15 protein-coding genes are annotated in these 17,162 nt (G+C 68.9%); all 15 read right to left on the reverse strand.

Features of this window, described 5'->3' with window-relative positions; translation table 11 throughout:
• Positions 1-15: 15 nt before the first annotated feature.
• The 15 genes from ispG to ACIPEK_RS14825 all read right to left on the reverse strand — a co-directional run bounded on the left by ispG (position 16) and on the right by ACIPEK_RS14825 (position 16,943).
• Positions 16-1,182 carry a flavodoxin-dependent (E)-4-hydroxy-3-methylbut-2-enyl-diphosphate synthase gene (ispG, locus tag ACIPEK_RS14755; protein WP_401995336.1) on the reverse strand — a complete coding sequence of 389 codons (1,167 nt, stop codon included), beginning with the start codon at positions 1,180-1,182 and terminating at the stop codon, positions 16-18.
• A 4-nt stretch (positions 1,183-1,186) separates the two neighbouring features.
• Positions 1,187-2,206, reverse strand: coding sequence for an adenosyl-hopene transferase HpnH (gene hpnH, locus ACIPEK_RS14760; RefSeq protein ID WP_401995339.1), 1,020 nt, complete (start codon positions 2,204-2,206; stop codon positions 1,187-1,189).
• Between the two features lie 5 nt (positions 2,207-2,211).
• Positions 2,212-2,871: a 1-hydroxy-2-methyl-2-butenyl 4-diphosphate reductase gene (locus ACIPEK_RS14765; protein ID WP_401995342.1), complete on the reverse strand. Its 660-nt coding sequence runs from the start codon at positions 2,869-2,871 to the stop codon at positions 2,212-2,214.
• Positions 2,871-4,871, reverse strand: coding sequence for a squalene--hopene cyclase (shc, locus tag ACIPEK_RS14770; protein ID WP_401995345.1), 2,001 nt, complete (start codon positions 4,869-4,871; stop codon positions 2,871-2,873). The genes ACIPEK_RS14765 and shc overlap by 1 nt, the downstream gene beginning before the upstream one ends.
• Positions 4,872-4,978: 107 nt before the next feature.
• Positions 4,979-6,082, reverse strand: a complete 1,104-nt coding sequence (locus ACIPEK_RS14775; RefSeq protein WP_327271583.1) for a polyprenyl synthetase family protein — start codon at positions 6,080-6,082, stop codon at positions 4,979-4,981.
• Positions 6,079-7,467: a hydroxysqualene dehydroxylase HpnE gene (gene hpnE, locus ACIPEK_RS14780; protein ID WP_401995349.1), complete on the reverse strand. Its 1,389-nt coding sequence runs from the start codon at positions 7,465-7,467 to the stop codon at positions 6,079-6,081. Before hpnE ends, ACIPEK_RS14775 begins: the two co-directional genes overlap by 4 nt.
• Positions 7,468-7,585: 118 nt before the next feature.
• Positions 7,586-8,506 (reverse strand): presqualene diphosphate synthase HpnD, encoded by a 921-nt coding sequence (gene hpnD / locus ACIPEK_RS14785; RefSeq protein WP_401995352.1) that lies wholly within the window; start codon positions 8,504-8,506, stop codon positions 7,586-7,588.
• A 29-nt stretch (positions 8,507-8,535) separates the two neighbouring features.
• Positions 8,536-9,456: a squalene synthase HpnC gene (gene hpnC, locus ACIPEK_RS14790; protein WP_401995355.1), complete on the reverse strand. Its 921-nt coding sequence runs from the start codon at positions 9,454-9,456 to the stop codon at positions 8,536-8,538.
• 445 nt (positions 9,457-9,901) lie between these two features.
• The gene (locus ACIPEK_RS14795; RefSeq protein WP_401995358.1) at positions 9,902-10,687 is read right to left on the reverse strand and encodes an ABC transporter ATP-binding protein; all 786 of its coding nucleotides are present in this window, start codon (positions 10,685-10,687) and stop codon (positions 9,902-9,904) included.
• On the reverse strand, positions 10,680-11,609 hold the full coding sequence (locus ACIPEK_RS14800; RefSeq protein WP_401995361.1) for an ABC transporter permease: 930 nt from the start codon (positions 11,607-11,609) through the stop codon (positions 10,680-10,682). The genes ACIPEK_RS14795 and ACIPEK_RS14800 overlap by 8 nt, the downstream gene beginning before the upstream one ends.
• A gap of 107 nt (positions 11,610-11,716) precedes the next feature.
• Positions 11,717-12,589, reverse strand: a complete 873-nt coding sequence (locus ACIPEK_RS14805) for a glycosyltransferase family 2 protein (RefSeq protein ID WP_401995846.1) — start codon at positions 12,587-12,589, stop codon at positions 11,717-11,719.
• Between the two features lie 8 nt (positions 12,590-12,597).
• Positions 12,598-13,383: a CDP-alcohol phosphatidyltransferase family protein gene (locus ACIPEK_RS14810; protein WP_189279352.1), complete on the reverse strand. Its 786-nt coding sequence runs from the start codon at positions 13,381-13,383 to the stop codon at positions 12,598-12,600.
• On the reverse strand, positions 13,361-14,422 hold the full coding sequence (locus ACIPEK_RS14815; protein WP_401995364.1) for an iron-containing alcohol dehydrogenase family protein: 1,062 nt from the start codon (positions 14,420-14,422) through the stop codon (positions 13,361-13,363). Before ACIPEK_RS14815 ends, ACIPEK_RS14810 begins: the two co-directional genes overlap by 23 nt.
• Positions 14,410-15,162 carry a sugar phosphate nucleotidyltransferase gene (locus ACIPEK_RS14820; protein WP_401995367.1) on the reverse strand — a complete coding sequence of 251 codons (753 nt, stop codon included), beginning with the start codon at positions 15,160-15,162 and terminating at the stop codon, positions 14,410-14,412. Before ACIPEK_RS14820 ends, ACIPEK_RS14815 begins: the two co-directional genes overlap by 13 nt.
• Complete coding sequence (locus ACIPEK_RS14825; protein WP_401995370.1) at positions 15,159-16,943, reverse strand: DUF5941 domain-containing protein; 1,785 nt, start codon at positions 16,941-16,943, stop codon at positions 15,159-15,161. Before ACIPEK_RS14825 ends, ACIPEK_RS14820 begins: the two co-directional genes overlap by 4 nt.
• Positions 16,944-17,162 lie beyond the last annotated feature (219 nt).

Below are 17,162 nucleotides of genomic sequence, written 5' to 3' on the forward strand. Positions count from 1 at the left end.
CTCTCTGGTTCCGTTTCAGCTCACGGTGACGGCGGGAACCCCCGATGGTGTCCCCGCGTCGTCCATGCCCTCGGCGATCTTCAGGGCTTCTTCGATCAGCGTCTCGACGATCTTCGACTCGGGCACGGTCTTGATGACCTCGCCCTTCACGAAGATCTGCCCCTTGCCGTTCCCGGAAGCGACACCCAGGTCCGCCTCACGGGCCTCACCCGGACCGTTGACGACACAGCCCATCACGGCCACCCGCAACGGCACCTCCATGCCCTCAAGACCCGCACTGACCTGATCCGCCAGCTTGTACACATCCACCTGCGCCCGGCCGCACGACGGACACGACACGATCTCCAGCCGCCGCTGCTTCAGATTCAGCGACTCCAGAATCTGCAGCCCGACCTTGACCTCCTCGGCCGGCGGCGCCGACAGCGACACCCGGATCGTGTCCCCGATCCCCTCACTCAGCAGCGCACCGAACGCCACCGCCGACTTGATCGTCCCCTGGAACGCCGGCCCCGCCTCCGTCACCCCCAGATGCAGCGGATAATCGCACTGCGCCGCCAGCTGACGGTACGCATTGACCATCACCACCGGATCGTTGTGCTTCACCGAGATCTTGATGTCCCGGAAACCGTGCTCCTCGAAGAGCGACGCCTCCCACAACGCCGACTCCACCAACGCCTCCGGAGTCACCTTCCCGTACTTCTTCAGCAGCCGCGCATCCAGCGAACCGGCATTCACACCGATCCGGATCGGCGTACCCGCATCCTTCGCCGCCCGCGCGATCTCCTTCACCTTGTCGTCGAACTGCTTGATGTTCCCCGGATTCACCCGCACCGCCGCACAGCCCGCATCAATCGCCGCGAACACATACTTCGGCTGGAAATGAATGTCCGCGATCACCGGAATCTGCGACTTCCTCGCGATCGTCGCCAGCGCGTCCGCATCGTCCTGCGTCGGACACGCCACCCGCACGATCTGACAGCCCGACGCCGTCAGCTCCGCGATCTGCTGCAACGTCGCACCGATGTCCGACGTACGCGTCGTGGTCATCGACTGCACCGACACCGGCGCATCCCCGCCGACCGCAACCGACCCGACCCGGATGCGCCGCGAGTGACGGCGCATCGCGAGCGGCCGGGCCGGCAGCTCGGGGAGACCCAGTGCGACCGGTTCTCCAGCGGTCATGACGTCACCCGTTCCCGGAGACGGTTTCGCGCATGGCGCGCAGGGATTCCTTCAGCGATCCCATGGTGGCGAGGACGGCGGTGGGCTCGTAACCGCAGTGCGCCATGCAGTTGGCGCAGCGCGGGTCCTTGCCCCGGCCGTACTTGTCCCAGTCGGTCTCCTCGATGAGTTCGCGGTACGTCGGGACGTACCCGTCACTCATCAGATAGCAGGGCCGCTGCCAGCCGAAGAGCGAGTAGTTCGGGATCGCCCACGCGGTGCACGGGAAGTCCGCCTTGCCTTCCAGGAAGTCCAGGAACAGCGGCGAGTGGTTCAGTCGCCAACGGGACCGGTTGCCGCCCGCGAACGACTTCTTGAACAGTTCTCGGGTCTGCTCGACGCCGAGGAAGTGCTCCTGGTCGGGTGCCTTCTCGTACGCGTAGGCGGGCGAGATCATCATCTCGTCGACCTTCAGATCGTCATTGAGATAGTTCAGGACCTCGATGACGGTCTGCGGGGTGTCGGTGTTGAAGAAGGTGGAGTTCGTGGTGACCCGGAAGCCACGGCGCTTGGCCTCCTTGATCGCCGCCACCGCCTCGTCGAACACGCCTTCCTTGGCGACCGATTCATCGTGCCGTTCGCGCAGCCCGTCGATGTGCACTGCGAAGGCGAAGAACGGCGACGGGGTGAATTTCTCGATCTTCTTACGCAGCAGCATCGCATTGGTGCAGAGGAAGACGTACTTCTTCCTTTCCACCAGCTGCCGCACGATTTCGTCGATCTGCGGGTGCATCAGGGGTTCGCCGCCCGCGATGGAAACCATCGGGGCGCCCGATTCCAGTACCGCACCGACGGCCTGGGCCACCGGCATACGCTGCTTCAGAACTCCGGCCGGATGCTGGATCTTCCCACAGCCCTCGCACGCCAGATTGCAGGCGAACAAAGGCTCCAGCTCGACAATGAGCGGGAACTTGTCCCGCTTGCGGAGCTTCTGTTCAATGAGGTACGTCGCAACCTTGATGGTCTGGCGGAGCGGCATGGCCATCTAGCTCACCTCCTGGGGAGCAGCAGAGATCGGTGCCATTCGTAGAAAGCCGGTAGGACGGCACGGAGAACACGGAAAGCCGATATTCCACCGCGTATCGTGCCGATGCGGACGAGCTCATGCCCGGGAGCGTCCACGACCACCCGTACGGCGGCAACCGGGCGTGGCCCGGACCGCAGGGCGGCGCGGAGAGTGGCGGCGGACTCCATGTCCACCGCGATCGCTCCGGTGGCCCGCAGCTCGGCCCGCTCATGTCCGCGTACGACATGGGAGGAGCCGGTCAGCGGACCGGTGTGGACGGTGCGGCCGGGCACCGCACCGGCGAGGGCCTCGGCAAGCAGGCCCGTGCCGGTGCAGACCGTCGAGTCCCCGGATTCCCTGGTCTCGGCGGCGACCACCAGGTCCCCGGGGTGCATGCCGGGTGACAGCCCGGCGCAGAATCCGGAGGCGAGCACCGCTGTGCCGGGCGCCCGGTCCTGACCGAGCGCCCGTGACACGGCCGCCTCCGCGGCCTTGGGGCCCATGCCCGTACGGAGTACGGTCACCGGGCCCGGCGCGTCACCGGCCCTGCCTCTGCCGCTGCGCAGGGCGAATTGCTCGATGCCGAGCGCACAGGCGATCAGCAGCGGCGCTGCGGGGCGGGCCGGCCCCGGACCATCGCCCATCAGGCCCCCTTGCGGGTGACCGTGCGGTCGGCGAACGGTTCGCCATACACGTACCGTCCGAGTGCGGTGAGCGGGAAGACCTGTCGGTAGAGGTGGTAGTTGATGGAGAAGTCCCAGGGGAAGCCGGTTCCGGTGAAGTACGGCTCGTCCCAGGATCCGTCGGCCAGCTGCGTCTCGCTGAGCCAGGACACTCCCCGCTGCACGGCCTTGTTGTCCCGCCGTCCTGCGGCAAGCAGTGCGAGCAGTGCCCACGCGGTCTGGGAGGCGGTCGAGGCGCCGTGCCCGATCCACTTGTCCTCCTGGTACGAGCGCAGGTCCTCGCCCCAGCCGCCGTCGTCGTTCTGTACGGACTCCAGCCAGCCGACCGCGCGGCGGATCGCCGGATGCGTGACGGGCAGTCCGGCGGCCACCAGTGCGGGCACCACCGACCCTGTGCCGTATACGTAGTTGACGCCCCAGCGGCCGAACCAGCCGCCGCTCACGTCCTGTTCGGCGAGCAGCCACTCGACACCGCGCCGGGTGGCGGGGTGCCCGGACCGCCCCTCGACGGCGAGCATCTCGACCACGTGCCCGGTGACATCGGCGGACGGCGGGTCGATGACCTCACCGAAGTCGCAGAAGGGCAGCCGGTTGGGGAACGCGCTGGTGTTGTCCGCGTCGAACGCGCCCCAGGCCCCGTTGCGGGACTGCATGCCGAGGTTCCAGCGCACTCCGCGCCTGATGGCGGCCTCTATGCGTGCCTTGTCGGGGTGGCGGACCCGGCGCAGCGCGAGGACCACCTCCGCGGTGTCGTCGATGTCCGGGTAGTTGTCGTTGTGGAACTCGAACGCCCAGCCGCCCGGGTTGAGCCGGGGACGGCGCACGGACCAGTCGCCGGGCCGCACGATCTCCTCGCCGAGCATCCAGTCCGCGGCCTTCACGAGCGCCGGGTGGTCCGGGCTGACCCCGGCGTCGGCGAGGGCGATGGTGGCGAGGCAGGTGTCCCAGACCGGGGACTGACAGGCCTCGATCATCCGGGCGCCGTCCTCGCGCCAGACGGCGAAGCGGTCGAGCGAGGCGAGTCCGGCCCGCATCACCGGGTGGTCCAGGTCGTAGCCGAGCAGGTGCAGGGCGATGACGGAGTACACGGCGGGCGGCTGGATGCCTCCCCAGCAGCCGTCGTTCTCCTGGCGTTCGATGATCCAGCGGGCCGCGGCGTTCATGGCGGTCCGGCGCAGCTTGCGAGGTGCGATCCGGTGGTACGCGTGCAGCGCCTTGTCCAGGCGCTGGAAGACTCCGTCCCAGCTCGCCGCCGGAGCGGCGGACCTGGGCGGGTTCGGGTGGCGTGGGTCGGTGTGCAGCTCGTCGAGGGCGAAGGGGGCCGGGCGTACCGGCCGTTTGGCCGAGACGATGGTGAGCGGCACGATGGTCTGGCGGGCCCAGCAGCCGAAGTCATAGATGTTGAGCGGAACCCATTTGGGAAAGAACATCAGCTCGGGCGGGAGTTCCGGCAGGTCGTCCCATTTCCACCAGCCGAAGAGGGCGAGCCAGATCCGTGTGAAGACGCGGCTCGCCGCGATTCCGCCCTGTTCCCTGATCCATCCCGAAGCGCGGGCCATATGCGGTTCGTCCGGCCGGTCTCCGGCCAGCCGCAGTGCCACGTACGCCTCGATGGTGGTGGAGAGTTCGCCGGGGCCTCCGTGGAAGGTGGCCCAGGTGCCGTCGCCGCGCTGTTCGCCGCGGATGAAACGGCCGGCCGCCTGGACGGTGGCCTGGTCCTGAATGCCGAGGAACTGACGGAGCAGCAGGTCCTCGGCGTCCATAGTGACGTTGGTGGCAAGGTCGCCCTTCCACCAGCCCTGCTCGTCCTGCCTGCCGAGGAGATGCTCCACCGAGCGTTCCGCGGCCCGCCGCGCGGCGGCGAGTACGTCGTCCGCGACGATGGTTGTATCGGTCGGATTACTGGCCGAGGCTGCGCGGGGGCTCACAGCCCCGGTGCTTCCGTCGGTCGTCGCTGTCATGGCTTCCCCTTCGTGCAGTTGTTCCTCTGCTGTGCTGGGGTCTCCGTCGGCCGGCGCCCGGGACGGACACCGGCCGGCGACTGCGAGTCATATGGAGCAGATGGCGATCATCTCTTTCGTACGACGACGAAGTCCGCGAGCGCTGTGAGCTGCGCCCGCACGGTTTGCGGCATGTCGACCCGGTGCAGTGCCTCAATGGCGACCGCATGCTGTCGACGGGCCTCCTGGGCGGTCCATTCGCGGCCGCCCGCCTCCTCGATGAGCGCCGCACGGGCGGCGAACTCCTCTTCGGAGAAGCTGTCGAAATCACTGCTCTTGGCGTCGGCGGCGAGCAGTTCGCCGAGGCGCTCCGAGGCCGGTCCGCCCGCTGCGAGCGCGGCGACGACCGGCAGGGACTTCTTGCGCTGGCGCAGATCGCTCCAGGTCTGCTTGCCGGTGGACTCGGGGTCGCCCCAGATGCCGAGCAGATCGTCGACGGCCTGGAAGGCGAGGCCGAGGTGGTAGCCGTATGCCTCCAGGGTGTCGGCGGTCCGGTCGTCGGCGCCGCCGAGGACCGCGCCGATGGAGCAGGCGCAGGCGAGCAGGGCGCCGGTCTTGTTGCCCTCCATCTCCAGGCACTCCTCGACGGTGACCCGCTCGCGGTGCTCGTAGGAGATGTCCTGGGCCTGCCCGTCGATGAGCTTGCGGGTGGCGACGGTCAGCCGACGGGCCGCGCGGCCCGCCTCGACGGTGCCGAGCTCCAGCAGGATCTCGTTGGCGAGCGCGAAGAGCGCGTCGCCGACCAGGATCGCCTGGGCGGGGCCGTGCACCTTCCAGACGGTGTCGCGGTGGCGGCGCTGTTCGTCGCCGTCCATCAGGTCGTCGTGCAGCAGCGAGAAGTTGTGCACGAGTTCGACGGCCACGGCGCCGGGGATGCCGGCCTCGGCGGCGGCGCCGGCCGCCTCCGCGGACAGCAGGGCGAGCGCCGGACGCACGGCCTTGCCGCCGTCGCCGTCGGAGGGCCGTCCCTGGGCGTCGATCCAGCCGAAATGGTAGGCGGCGACGGTGTCCATGGGTGGTGCGAGCCGGTCAACGGCGGCCCGGAGCACCGGCGCGGAAAGGGCCCGTCCGCGCTCCAGAAGCGCGGTGACGTCCGTGGTGTCGGCCACGGTGTCGAAAGCCGGATTCGCCGGGGTCACTGACTCTCCTCTTGTTCCGGTGGTACTGCTCATGCCGCCTCCTGCAGCGGATGTTCATGGGTGCGGCCGAGCGTCCGGAGCGCGGCGTCCGCTGCGCTGAACCCGCTGCGGACGGCACCCTCCATCGTCGCGGGCCAGCCGGTGGCCGTCCAAGCTCCGGCCAGACTCAGGCCGGGAGTACGAGTGCGGGCGCCGGGCCGCAGTCGGCCGACGCCGGGGGCGGGGGCGAAGGTCGCCGTGCGCTCCCGGGTGACGAAGAAATCCCTGATTCCGGCCCCGCGTGCGGCCGGAAGGAGCCGCTCCAGCTCGGGCAGGTAGCGCTTTCGCAGCTCGGCAACGGGGAGGTCGATCTCCTCGTCCGCGGCGGACTGGGACACGGCGAGGTACTGCCCGGGGCCGGTAAGACCCGAGGCCTGAGTGCGGTCGAAGACCCACTGGACCGGGGAGCCGAGCGCGGCGAAGAACGGGCGGCGCAGTACCTTGCGGTCGTAGACCACGTGCACATTGAGGATCGGCGATGTGCCGATGTCGAGCAGCCGCTCCGGCTCGTCGAGTGCGCCCTCGGGCAGCAGGTCGTGGGTCTCGCGCTGCGGGACGGCGAGGACGACGGTGTCCGCCTCGATCCGTTCACTGCCGGTGTCGACGATCCAGCGGCCGTCCTCCGTACGGGTGATGGAGGATGCCTTCGTACGCAGCTCGGTGCGTACCCCGGCGGAGTCGAGAGCCTTGCGGGCCAGTGTGTCGTGCACCTCGCCGAGCGGCACGCTCGCCCATCCGATGTCGGCGGCGCCGGGTTCGGAGAGGAGTCCGGTCTTGAAGACCTTCGCGGCAAGGGCCAGCGAGGAGTTCGGCGCGGTGGCGTTGAGTGTGGCGACGCCCACCAGGTCCCAGAGGGCCTCGATGGTGCGCGGCGACTGCCCGTGACGGGCGAGCCAGCTGCCGAAGTCGACGGCGTCGAGCGCGGGGTCGTCCGGGTCCAGTCGGCCCAGCGCCAGTGCGGCGCGTCCGACGCTCGCCCGCTCGGTGAGCGAGAGATGCGGATAGCCGGCGAGTCCGGCGGCTAGGTGGAACGGCACCGGCAGTGCGTTGCGGCGCAGCCGTCCCAGCCGGGGGCCAAAGGGGCGCCCGACATCGAGAACAGGCACGTCCAAACGGTTTTGCAGTGGTGCCTGCCGCGTCCCGTCCACGCGGTCGAGGAACCAGCGGTAGGCGGTGCAGCAGCGCAGATAGACATGCTGTCCGTTGTCGACCGTCAGTTCGCCGCGCCGGAAGGAGAAGGCGAGTCCGCCGAGCCTTGGCCGCCCTTCGAGAAGGGTCACGTCAAGCCCGGCGTCGGCGAGACGCAGGGCCGCGGTGATGCCGGCGAGTCCGCCGCCGATCACGACCGCGCGGGAGGAACGCGGGGCGTCGTCCGTCATGCGTCCTCCTTTCGCCAGGTCACTTCAGTCAGGGACGCGTCAGTACACCAGGGGGTTGACCGCTGATCGAAGCGACTCACCGTGATGCGCATGTTGCACGAGATGTCCGTACGGTGCATCAGACACGCCCCCTGGCCGTGCGGCGGGAGATGTATCGCGCGTCGAGGCCCGACAGTCCACGCACCGCGACATACGCCTTCTCGTGGCCGGGCAGCGAGACCCGGCCGCGCAGCACCGCCTCGGGGTCGCGCTCGATCCGGTCGAGCAGCCGCCGGTAGATGCCCGCCATGGCCGCGACGCAGGCGCCGCTGCGCCGGTCCAGCATGGGCAGCAGCCGGTATCCCTCGGCGAACAGTGCGCGGGCACGGCGTACCTCGAAATGGACCAGGCCGGCGAAGTCGGCTCCGGGCGGCGGGGTGGCCCGATGGAAGCCTGCCGAGCAGCCGAACTTGGCGAGGTCGTCGGCGGGCAGATACGTACGCCCGTTGCCCGCGTCCTCGCGTACGTCGCGCAAGATGTTGGTCAACTGGAGCGCGAGGCCGAGCGTGTCGGCGTACTCCGCGGCCCGGTCGGCGCCGGGCGCGCCCGGTTCCGTACCGAAGACGCCCAGACTGAGGCGGCCGATGGCGCCCGCGACACAGCGGCAGTAGACCTTGAGGTCGTCCCAGGTCTCGTACGTCGCACCGCGCACATCCATCAGCACGCCGTCGATGAGTTCGTCGAGCCCGCCGAGCGGGAGCGGGAATCTGCGCGCGGCGTCGGCGAGCGCGACGGCCACCGGGTCGGTGTCGTCCTCGTCGATCACGCCGTCGCGGATCCGGTCCAACAGTGTGCGGGTGCTCTCCAGGCGGGTCCGCTTGGCCTCCGGCTCCAGCTCGCCGTCACCGATGTCGTCGACACGACGGGAGAAGGCGTACAGCGCCGACATGGCCTGCCGCTTCTCGGCCGGCAGCAGCCTGATGCCGTACGCGAAGTTACGCGCCTGCTGTCCGGTGACCGCCTCGCAGTAACTGTATGCGGCCTGTACCGGTGCCGACATATACGTCGTCTGTCCCTCCACGGTCCGGCTCACCCCTCTCTACGCGCTCTTCGCAAGACAACTCCCACTTCGCGCAGCAGGCTGGGCTTAGTGGGCTTGGGCGGTCCGGGCAGTACGTCGAACCCGGCGGCCGCGATCGCGGTGAGGGCGGCACGCCCCCCTCCCACGAATCCGGCGAGAAGCAGCTTGAGCCTGCCGTGGACGCTACCCACCAGGGGGGTGCCTTCATTCAGCAGTTCCCGAGCGCGTTCTGCTTCGTACGCAACCAGTGAACGCACCGATGCGCCCCCCGACGGGGCGGCCAGATCGGTTTCGCGGACATGGAACCGGGCCATGTCGTCCGCGGGCAGATAGATCCGGTCGCGGCCGAGGTCCTCGGTGACGTCCTGGAGGTGCTCGACGATCTGCAGGGCCGTACAGACGGCGTCGGAGCGGCGGATGCGTTCGGGGCTGGCGGTTCCGGTGATCTGCAGGACAAGCCGGCCCACGGGATTGGCGGAGAGCTCGCAGTAGGAGACGAGGTCCTCGTACGTCCCGTAGCGGCGGACCTTCTGGTCCTGCCGGTTCGCCTCGATGAGGCCGAGGAAGGGATCGGGAGTCAGCGCGCAGCGCCGCACAGTGGGGCGCAGGGCACGCAGCAGGGGGTGGCGCGGGCCGTCGCCCGCGCTGTCGAAGACCCGGTGCAGATCGGCCTCGAAGGCATCGAGCATGGCGAGCCGGTCCTCGGTCTGCGCCGGGTCGAGCCCGAGATGGCGGGCGTCCGCGCCGCCGGGGGCGAGATCGCCGTCGCCGATGTCGTCGACGAGACGGGCGTAGCCGTAGACGGCCATCAGGTCGTCGCGCCAGGCGCGCGGCAGAAAGAAGGGTGCTACGGGGAAATTCTCGTCCGCGGCCTTGTCGAGGGTGCTGGGCACGGCGGCATCGGGGTGCACCTGCTGGGTACGGGTCACCACCGACCGCCCGGCGCTGGGACGGCGTGAGCACCTCGGAGCTGGAGATTTTCCGTCATAGCCGTCACATCTCCCGTTCTACACTGCTGACCTAAAACATCCCATTCCGGACACGCCGCCCGCTCTACCGAGTGCGGAGCACGCCGCCAGGCCGTATGGCCAGGCACTATCGCCCCACTTGCAACGAATCAGCACCGCTACAGCTTACGTTGTACAACGCTCATCGATACGCCGGGGTGTTACGCGCAGAAGAACAACGCGCCCTGCCCCGCCAACCTTCCCCGTGCGCAAGGAAATTGACGTCATCCGACGGGAGGAGATCTTGTGCTGGGCGTACCGCCGGGGGTGGTGGCCGCCGCCGGGAGTCCACGATCCGGACGCCGAGGTGGCCTCCGCCGGAACTCTCCGGCGGAGGCCACCTCGGCGTCACGAGACCTGGGAGCAGCTATTTCCCGGTCTCGCGCTCGTACGCCTTGAGGACCTCGTCCGTCGGTCCGTCCATCAGCAGCTCGCCCTTTTCCAGCCACAGCACCCGGTCACAGGTGTCCCTGATGGACTTGTTGCTGTGGCTGACCAGGAAGACGGTGCCCGCTTCCTTGCGGAGCTCCCTGATGCGCTTCTCGGAGCGGATCTGGAACTTGCGGTCACCGGTCGCCAGCGCCTCGTCGATCATGAGGACGTCGTGGTTCTTCGCGGCGGCGATGGAGAAACGCAGCCGCGCGCCCATTCCGGAGGAGTACGTCCGCATCGGAAGGGTGATGAAGTCGCCCTTCTCGTTGATGCCGGAGAAGTCGACGATGCCCTGGTAGCGCTCGCGGATCTCCTCGCGCGACATGCCCATCGCGAGACCGCCGAGCACCACGTTGCGCTCGCCGGTCAGATCGCTCATCAGCGCCGCGTTCACACCGAGCAGCGACGGCTGGCCGTCCGTGTACACCTTGCCGTGCTCGGTCGGCAACAGACCGGCAATGGCCCGCAGCAGGGTCGACTTGCCGGAGCCGTTGGTCCCGATCAGGCCGATGGCCTCGCCCCGGTAGGCGGTGAAGGAGACTCCGCGGACGGCGTGCACCTTCCGCACACCGCGCGACTCGCCCTTGCCGCGGCGCAATATCCGGCTCAGTGCCGCAGTGGCGCTGCCCTTGCCTCCGCCCGCGCCATTGACCCGGTACACGATGTGCACATCGTCGGCGATGACGGTGGGGACGCGCCCCGAAGTGTTGTCGTCAGCCACGGCCGTACCGTTCCTCTGCCTTCCAGAAGTACACAAAGCCCACGACGCCGACGAGGACCGACCAGGCGAGCGCCACGACCCAGATGTGCGACGGCAGGTTCTCCGAGCCGTAGCCGTCGATCAGCGCGAAGCGGATCAGGTCCATGTAGATGGCCGCCGGGTTGTACTGGAGCACGTCGGCGATCCAGTCCGGCTTGTCCTTGAGCATCACCGGGATGGAGAACATGACGCCCGACGCGTACATCCAGGTCCGCATGATGAACGGCATCAGCTGGGCGAGGTCGGGGGTCTTGCTGCCGAGCCTGGCCATGATCATCGCCAGGCCGGTGTTGAAGAGGAACTGCATCACCAGCGCCGGGATGATCAGCAGCCAGGAGGGACCCGGATAGCTGCCGAAGGCGACGGCCACGACCGCGAGCACGATCATCGAGAACAGCAACTGCTGGAGCTGCTGCAGCGAGAACGAGATGGGCAGCGAGGCGCGCGGGAAGTGCAGCGCCCGGACCAGTCCGAGGTTGCCGGAGATGGCCCGCACACCCGCCATCACCGAATTCTGGGTGAAGGTGAAGACAAAGACACCGGTCACCAGGAACGGGATGAAGATCTCCTGGGTCATTCCCTTCCTGGTACCCAGGATCAGCCCGAAGATCAGGTAGTAGACCAGGGCGTTGAGCAGCGGTGTGGCCACCTGCCACAGCTGGCCGAGCTTCGCCTGGCTGTACTGGGCGGTCAGCTTCGCCCTGGAGAACGCCATGATGAAGTGGCGGCGGCCCCAGAGCTGTTGGATGTACTCGAAGAGCCCTGGCCGGGCGCCGCTCACCGTCAGGCCGTACTTGGTGGCCGTCTCGGCCGCGCTCAGGCCGTCGTCGGCGGATGGTGGGGTGCTCAGTGCGACCGCACCATCATGGGTTGTGTCACTCACCAGATGAAACTCTCGTATTCAGGATGCGCAGCCAGTCGCGGGCGCGGCTCGGAGCGGACAGGTCCCGTGGAGAAAACGTACGACTCATGCTCTCAGAGGAGAGCCTCTCAGATCACGGGAGGGCGGCCTAGTCTGGTCAGCCGCCATACCGTGCGCCACCTCATCGGACGGCGGGTTCCGCACGGCGTGGACCAGCCTTCCCGGAAGCCGCCGAACCATGCCTTGAGGGCCGGCCCGGAGGGCTTGCGCAGCAGGGTCAGCAGCAGCCACACACCCAGGTAGACGGGGACCAGCGGCGCCGGCAGATTGCGCCGGGCCAGCCAGACCCGGTTGCGGGCCACCATGCGGTGGTACACCGCGTGCCGCGACGGGGCGGTCGTCGGATGGTTGAGAACCATGTCCGCGCGGTAGTCGATCATCCAGCCGGCGTCCAGTGCCCGCCAGGCGAGATCGGTCTCCTCGTGCGCGTAGAAGAACTGGCCGGGCAGCGGCCCGACCTCGGCGATGACCTTGCTGCGCACGGCGTTGGCGCCGCCGAGGAAGGTCGTCACGCGCGAGGAGCGCATCGGGTCGGAGGCACGCAGCCGTGGCACGTGGCGGCGCTGGGTGACGCCGGTGTCGGGGTCGGCGATACGGAAGCTGATGATGCCCAGTTCGGGATCGGCCTCGAACGCCTGTCGGCACAGCTCGGCGGTGTCCGTGAGCGGCAGCAGTCCGTCGTCGTCGAGGAAGAGCAGAGCGTCCACATCGGCGCCGGACGGGCCGAAGGCCTCGATCCCGACGTTGCGACCGCCGGGGATGCCGAGGTTCTCGGGCAGCTCGACGGTGCGTACACCCGCGGGGACGTCCGGTACGGGGGCGCCGTTGCCGACGACCACCACTTCGATCCGGTCGCCGTCCTGCTCGGCGACCGAATCGAGGAGGGCGCGCAGCTCTTCGGGGCGGTTGCCCATCGTGATGACGACCGCGCCGAGCTTCATGGGGGTGCTCACTTCAGCCTGCTCGACGCCAGGATCGACACGAGGTGCAGAAGGGTCTGGACGATGGCGATGCCGGCCAGGATCGCGATGCCGAGACGGCTGAAGAACAGGTCGCCGTGGACCACATCGAGGATCGCGGCCACCAGAATGAAGAGGCTGGCCTCGATGCCGCCGACGAGGCGGTGGAACTTCAGCGCGGCAGCGGCGCGGCGGGCGAGCGCCAGGCCGGAGGAGCGCGGCACGGACGCCTCGTCCTTGACGGCGGGCAGTCCGCTGCGCTGACGGGCGACGTCGACCAGGTCGGTCTCGGCCTTGATCAGGATCGCGCCGAGCGCGGCGAGCGTCCCGAGGAACGCCCACAGCCAGTTGGTCGAGGTGCCGTTCTGGTGGAAGACGTCCGCACCCCGGATGCCGAAGCCGACCAGAAGAGCCGCCTCGCAGAGGTAGTGGCCGATCCGGTCGAGGTAGACACCGGTGATCGAGGTCTGCTTGCGCCAGCGGGCGACCTCTCCGTCGACGCAGTCGAGCAGGAGATAGATCTGGAACAGCACGACCGCGAGGATAGCGCCGGTCAGCCCCGGGATCAGCAGGGCTGCGCCGCCTATGACACCCACGACCACCATGAGGTAGGTGAGCTGGTTCGGCGTGATCTTCGTGTTCACCAGGTACGGGTCTATGTGCAGCGAGATCTCCCGCATGTACATGCGCCCGGCCCAGTGCTCACCGCTGCGCCGGTCCTTCACACCGTCCGGGTGAACGACCGGGCGGAGTTCAGCTACTGATGGTCTTGGCATAGTCGGCGTACGCGTCCCTGATCTGGTCGGTGGACAGGTTGAGGTGTTCCAGGATCGTGAAGCGTCCCGGGCGGGTCTGCGGGGCGTAGTCGACGGCCCTGACGAACTCGTCGGCGGTGAAACCGATGTCTTCGGGCAGGACGGGCAGACCGTGGCGGCGCAGTACGTAGGAGAACAGCCCGGACTGCTCATGGGCTCCGCGCAGATGCATCGCGAAGGCAGCGCCGAGGCCGACCTGCTCGCCGTGGCTCGCGGCCCGCTTGGGGAAGAGCAGGTCGAAGGCGTGGCTGATCTCGTGGCAGGCGCCGGACGACGGGCGGGTGTCGCCGCTGATCGAGATCGCGATGCCGGAGAGCACGAGCGACTCGGCGAGGACAGTGAGGAACTCGTCGTCGGCAATGGTGCCGGGGTGGCGCAGGACGGCTTCGCCCGCCGTACGGGCCATGGCCGCGGCGAGTCCGTCGATCTGCTCGCCATTGACCTGGTGCGAGAGTTCCCAGTCGGCGATCGCCGAGATATTGGAGATCGCGTCACCGATGCCGGAGCGTACGAAACGGTCCGGGGCATCGCGGATGACGGAAAGGTCGATGACCATCGCGATCGGCGTCGGGACACCGTACGAGCCGCGGCCGTTGTCATTGTCCAGCGTCGCGACCGGCGAGCACAGGCCGTCGTGGGCGAGGTTCGTGGCGACGGAGACCAGTGGCAGGCCGACCCGGGCCGCGGCGTACTTCGCGACATCGATGATCTTGCCGCCGCCGAGGCCGACCACGGCGTCGTACCGCTTGCCCTTGATGTCGTCGGCCAGCTTCACGGCCGCGTCGATGTTGCCCCCGGCCACGCAGTACCAATCGGCGCCGGGCAGCACCGGCGAGAGCTTCTCGCGCAGCGCCCGCCCCGAGCCATCGCTTATGGCGATGGCAAGCCTGCCGGAGTTGGAGATCCGCTGGTCGGCAAGGAGACCGGCCAGATCGTCCAGAGCGCCGCGGCGGATGTCGACCACGACCGGGGACGGGATGAGCCGGGTCAGTACTGGCACGCGATCTCACGGCCCTTCGCGAGGTCGTCGTGGTTGTCGATCTCGACCCACGTCACTTCGCCTATGGGGGCCACGTCGACGGTGAAGCCGCGGTTCACGAGCTCCTGGAAGCCGTCCTCGTAGTAGAGGTCGGGGTCGCGCTCGAACGTCGCCTTCAGGGCGTCGGCGAGCTCCGCGGCGGCCTCCGGTTCGATGAGGGTGACGCCGATGTACTCACCGGTCGCGGTGGCCGGGTCCATCAGCTTGGTGATGCGCCGCACACCCTTGTCGCCCTCGGTGATGACCTTCATCTCCTCGTCGGCGAGGTGCTTCACCGTGTCGAGGGCGAGGATGATCTTCTGGCCGTTGCCCCGGGCGGCGAGCAGGGTCTTCTCGACGGAGACCGGGTGGACGGTGTCGCCGTTGGCCAGGATGACGCCGCGCGTCAGGACGTCACGGGCGCACCACAGGGAGTAGGCGTTGTTCCACTCCTCGGCCTTGTCGTTGTCGATCAGGGTGAGGCTCACGCCGTACTTCGCCTCGAGCTCGGCCTTGCGGTCGTACACGGCTTCCTTGCGGTAGCCGACGACGACGGCGACCTCGGTGAGGCCGATCTCCGCGAAGTTCGCCAGCGTCAGGTCCAGGACCGTCTTCGCAGCGCCGTCCTGTTCAGGGCCCACAGGCACGAGAGCCTTCGGAAGCGTGTCGGTGTAGGGGCGCAGACGCCGTCCTGCACCGGCTGCCAGTACGAGGCCGATCATGCGGGTTCTCCTTCGTCGTGTACGGCGGGTGCTCCGGAGGACACCCAGAAGCGGATGGACTCCACGAGCACCACCAGTGCCACAGCCACCGCGAGAGCGGTGAGCGCCACGGTGAACGCTGAATGCTGAGTGAGCACGGCGGCGAGTACGGCCACCACCAGAGTGCGGCCCTCGTGCCCACCGATCGTGCGTACCAGCCACTGGGGCGGCGCGCCGGTGCCGCCGCGAATGCGGTACACCGTGTCGTAGTGATGGTAGGCGACGGCCGAGACCAGCCCGAAGGCTGCGGGAAGGGCTCCCGCGACATCGCTGCGGGCGGCGAGAACGAGGATGGTGCAGTACTCCGCCGCCCTGAATATCGGGGGTACGAGCCAGTCGAGGGCGCCCTTGAGGGGGCGGGCCACGGCCATGCCCGAGCAGATCGCGTAGAACACCGCGGCAAAGATCATCTGCGTGCTGCCGAACGGCTGCTGGAGGGCGGCGGCGATCAGTGCCCCCGCGCCGACGAGCGCGATGACCGGTGCGCTCCAGGCGCCCCCGATCCGGGGGCCCCGTGCCGCCACGATCTGGGCGATGGGACCGGAGTCGGCCAGGTCGGCCAGTGCCCGGGCGGCGCGGTCGGTGCGCTGCGCCTTCCGGGTCAGCGAGCGCAGCAGGCGGCCCGCGGTGGTGTAGCAGGCCGCGAAGGCGCAGCCGATGAGCAGGGCGTAGAAGACGATCCGGGGCGTGGTCACCGCGGTCAGCACCGCGATCATCGCCCAGCGCTCGCCGATCGGCAGCACTATCATCCGGCGCAGCCAGACCGTCCAGCCGACACTGTCGAGCCGGTCGGAGAGGGCTGCCGTGGGGCTCGAATTGGCCACCGCGTCATGGTTCGCCTCGTTGAACGAGAAGTCGATGACATGGCGGCAGGCCTGGAGCACCATCGCGCCGAGGGCCAGTGCCCATACGTCGTCACCGCCGCGGGCGGCGCCGAGCGCGAGGCCTGCGTAGTACGCGTACTCCTTGGCCCGGTCGAAGGTGGCGTCCAGCCAGGCACCCATCGTCGAGTACTGCAGCGAGTAGCGGGCGAGCTGCCCGTCGGTGCAGTCCAGGACGAAGGAGAAGAGCAGTAGCAGTCCGGCGGCGATGTAGCCGCCGCGGGTGCCGGTCGCCGCGCTGCCCGCCGCGATCAGCGCGGTGAGCAGGGATGCGGTGGTGACCTGGTTCGGAGTGAGACCGCGGCGGGCGCACCAGCGGGCGATGTAGCGGGAGTACGGGCTGATGAAGAACGTGGTGAAGAAGCCGTCGTGGGCCTTCACGGCGCTGCGCAGCCGTACCGCCTCGTCGTCGACTGCGGTGACGGCGCTCTGCGCGGTGGTGCGTGCGGACTCGTCGGCCGGGACGGCGGCGACCAGCGAGCCGAGCTCGGGGCGCTGCACAGCGGTGCCTTCCGCGTCCATGGTGACGGCGAGGCGGCCCGGCACGGTGCGGTCGGTGACCGTCGTCGTGGTCGCGCCCGGGCCGGTCGGGACGCCCGCGCCGACGGCCGCGGCGGTGGTGCTCAGAGCGCGGACGAGCGCGGGGCGCGCCTCCGGCTGCGCGGTGAGCGCACCGGTCACGGTGGCGGCGGGGAAGCGCGGGTCGGTCAGCCCGAGCCGGAGGGCATGGACATGGCCGACGAAACGGGGGTCGACCAGTGCGACGCGGCGGTCGGCGGGGACGGCCGAGAGCAGCAGTGCGGCCTCGGTCACATCGGCGGCGATCTGTACGTCGAAGCCCAGTGACCGCAGATCGTCCACGAGCGACGATCCGGGTACCGGTGCACCGGTGAGGATGGCGGTCGACAGACGAACTCACTCCTTGGTGCTGACGGGGCCGGCGCGCGACATTGAGGCCCACAAGCGGGCCGGCGGCACGTCGGCAGAGGCTATCGGATGAACGGAAGCGGGAGTTCACTGCCCGTTTGTGCTCCGTTCGGGGTGGACCGGCATCATGCGACGCCGTCCGCGATCATCATC

It is taken from the genome of Streptomyces sp. NPDC088246, from assembly GCF_044741025.1.
Taxonomy (GTDB): domain Bacteria; phylum Actinomycetota; class Actinomycetes; order Streptomycetales; family Streptomycetaceae; genus Streptomyces.

Coding starts and splice junctions, on each gene's coding strand:
- ispG (WP_401995336.1), bottom strand. CDS start 1,182: ATGACCGCTGGAGAACCGGTCGCACTGGGTCTCCCCGAGCTGCCGGCC.
- hpnH (WP_401995339.1), bottom strand. CDS start 2,206: ATGGCCATGCCGCTCCGCCAGACCATCAAGGTTGCGACGTACCTCATT.
- ACIPEK_RS14765 (WP_401995342.1), bottom strand. CDS start 2,871: ATGGGCGATGGTCCGGGGCCGGCCCGCCCCGCAGCGCCGCTGCTGATC.
- shc (WP_401995345.1), bottom strand. CDS start 4,871: ATGACAGCGACGACCGACGGAAGCACCGGGGCTGTGAGCCCCCGCGCA.
- ACIPEK_RS14775 (WP_327271583.1), bottom strand. CDS start 6,082: ATGAGCAGTACCACCGGAACAAGAGGAGAGTCAGTGACCCCGGCGAAT.
- hpnE (WP_401995349.1), bottom strand. CDS start 7,467: ATGACGGACGACGCCCCGCGTTCCTCCCGCGCGGTCGTGATCGGCGGC.
- hpnD (WP_401995352.1), bottom strand. CDS start 8,506: ATGTCGGCACCGGTACAGGCCGCATACAGTTACTGCGAGGCGGTCACC.
- ACIPEK_RS14805 (WP_401995846.1), bottom strand. CDS start 12,589: ATGAAGCTCGGCGCGGTCGTCATCACGATGGGCAACCGCCCCGAAGAG.
- ACIPEK_RS14810 (WP_189279352.1), bottom strand. CDS start 13,383: ATGCCAAGACCATCAGTAGCTGAACTCCGCCCGGTCGTTCACCCGGAC.
- ACIPEK_RS14820 (WP_401995367.1), bottom strand. CDS start 15,162: ATGATCGGCCTCGTACTGGCAGCCGGTGCAGGACGGCGTCTGCGCCCC.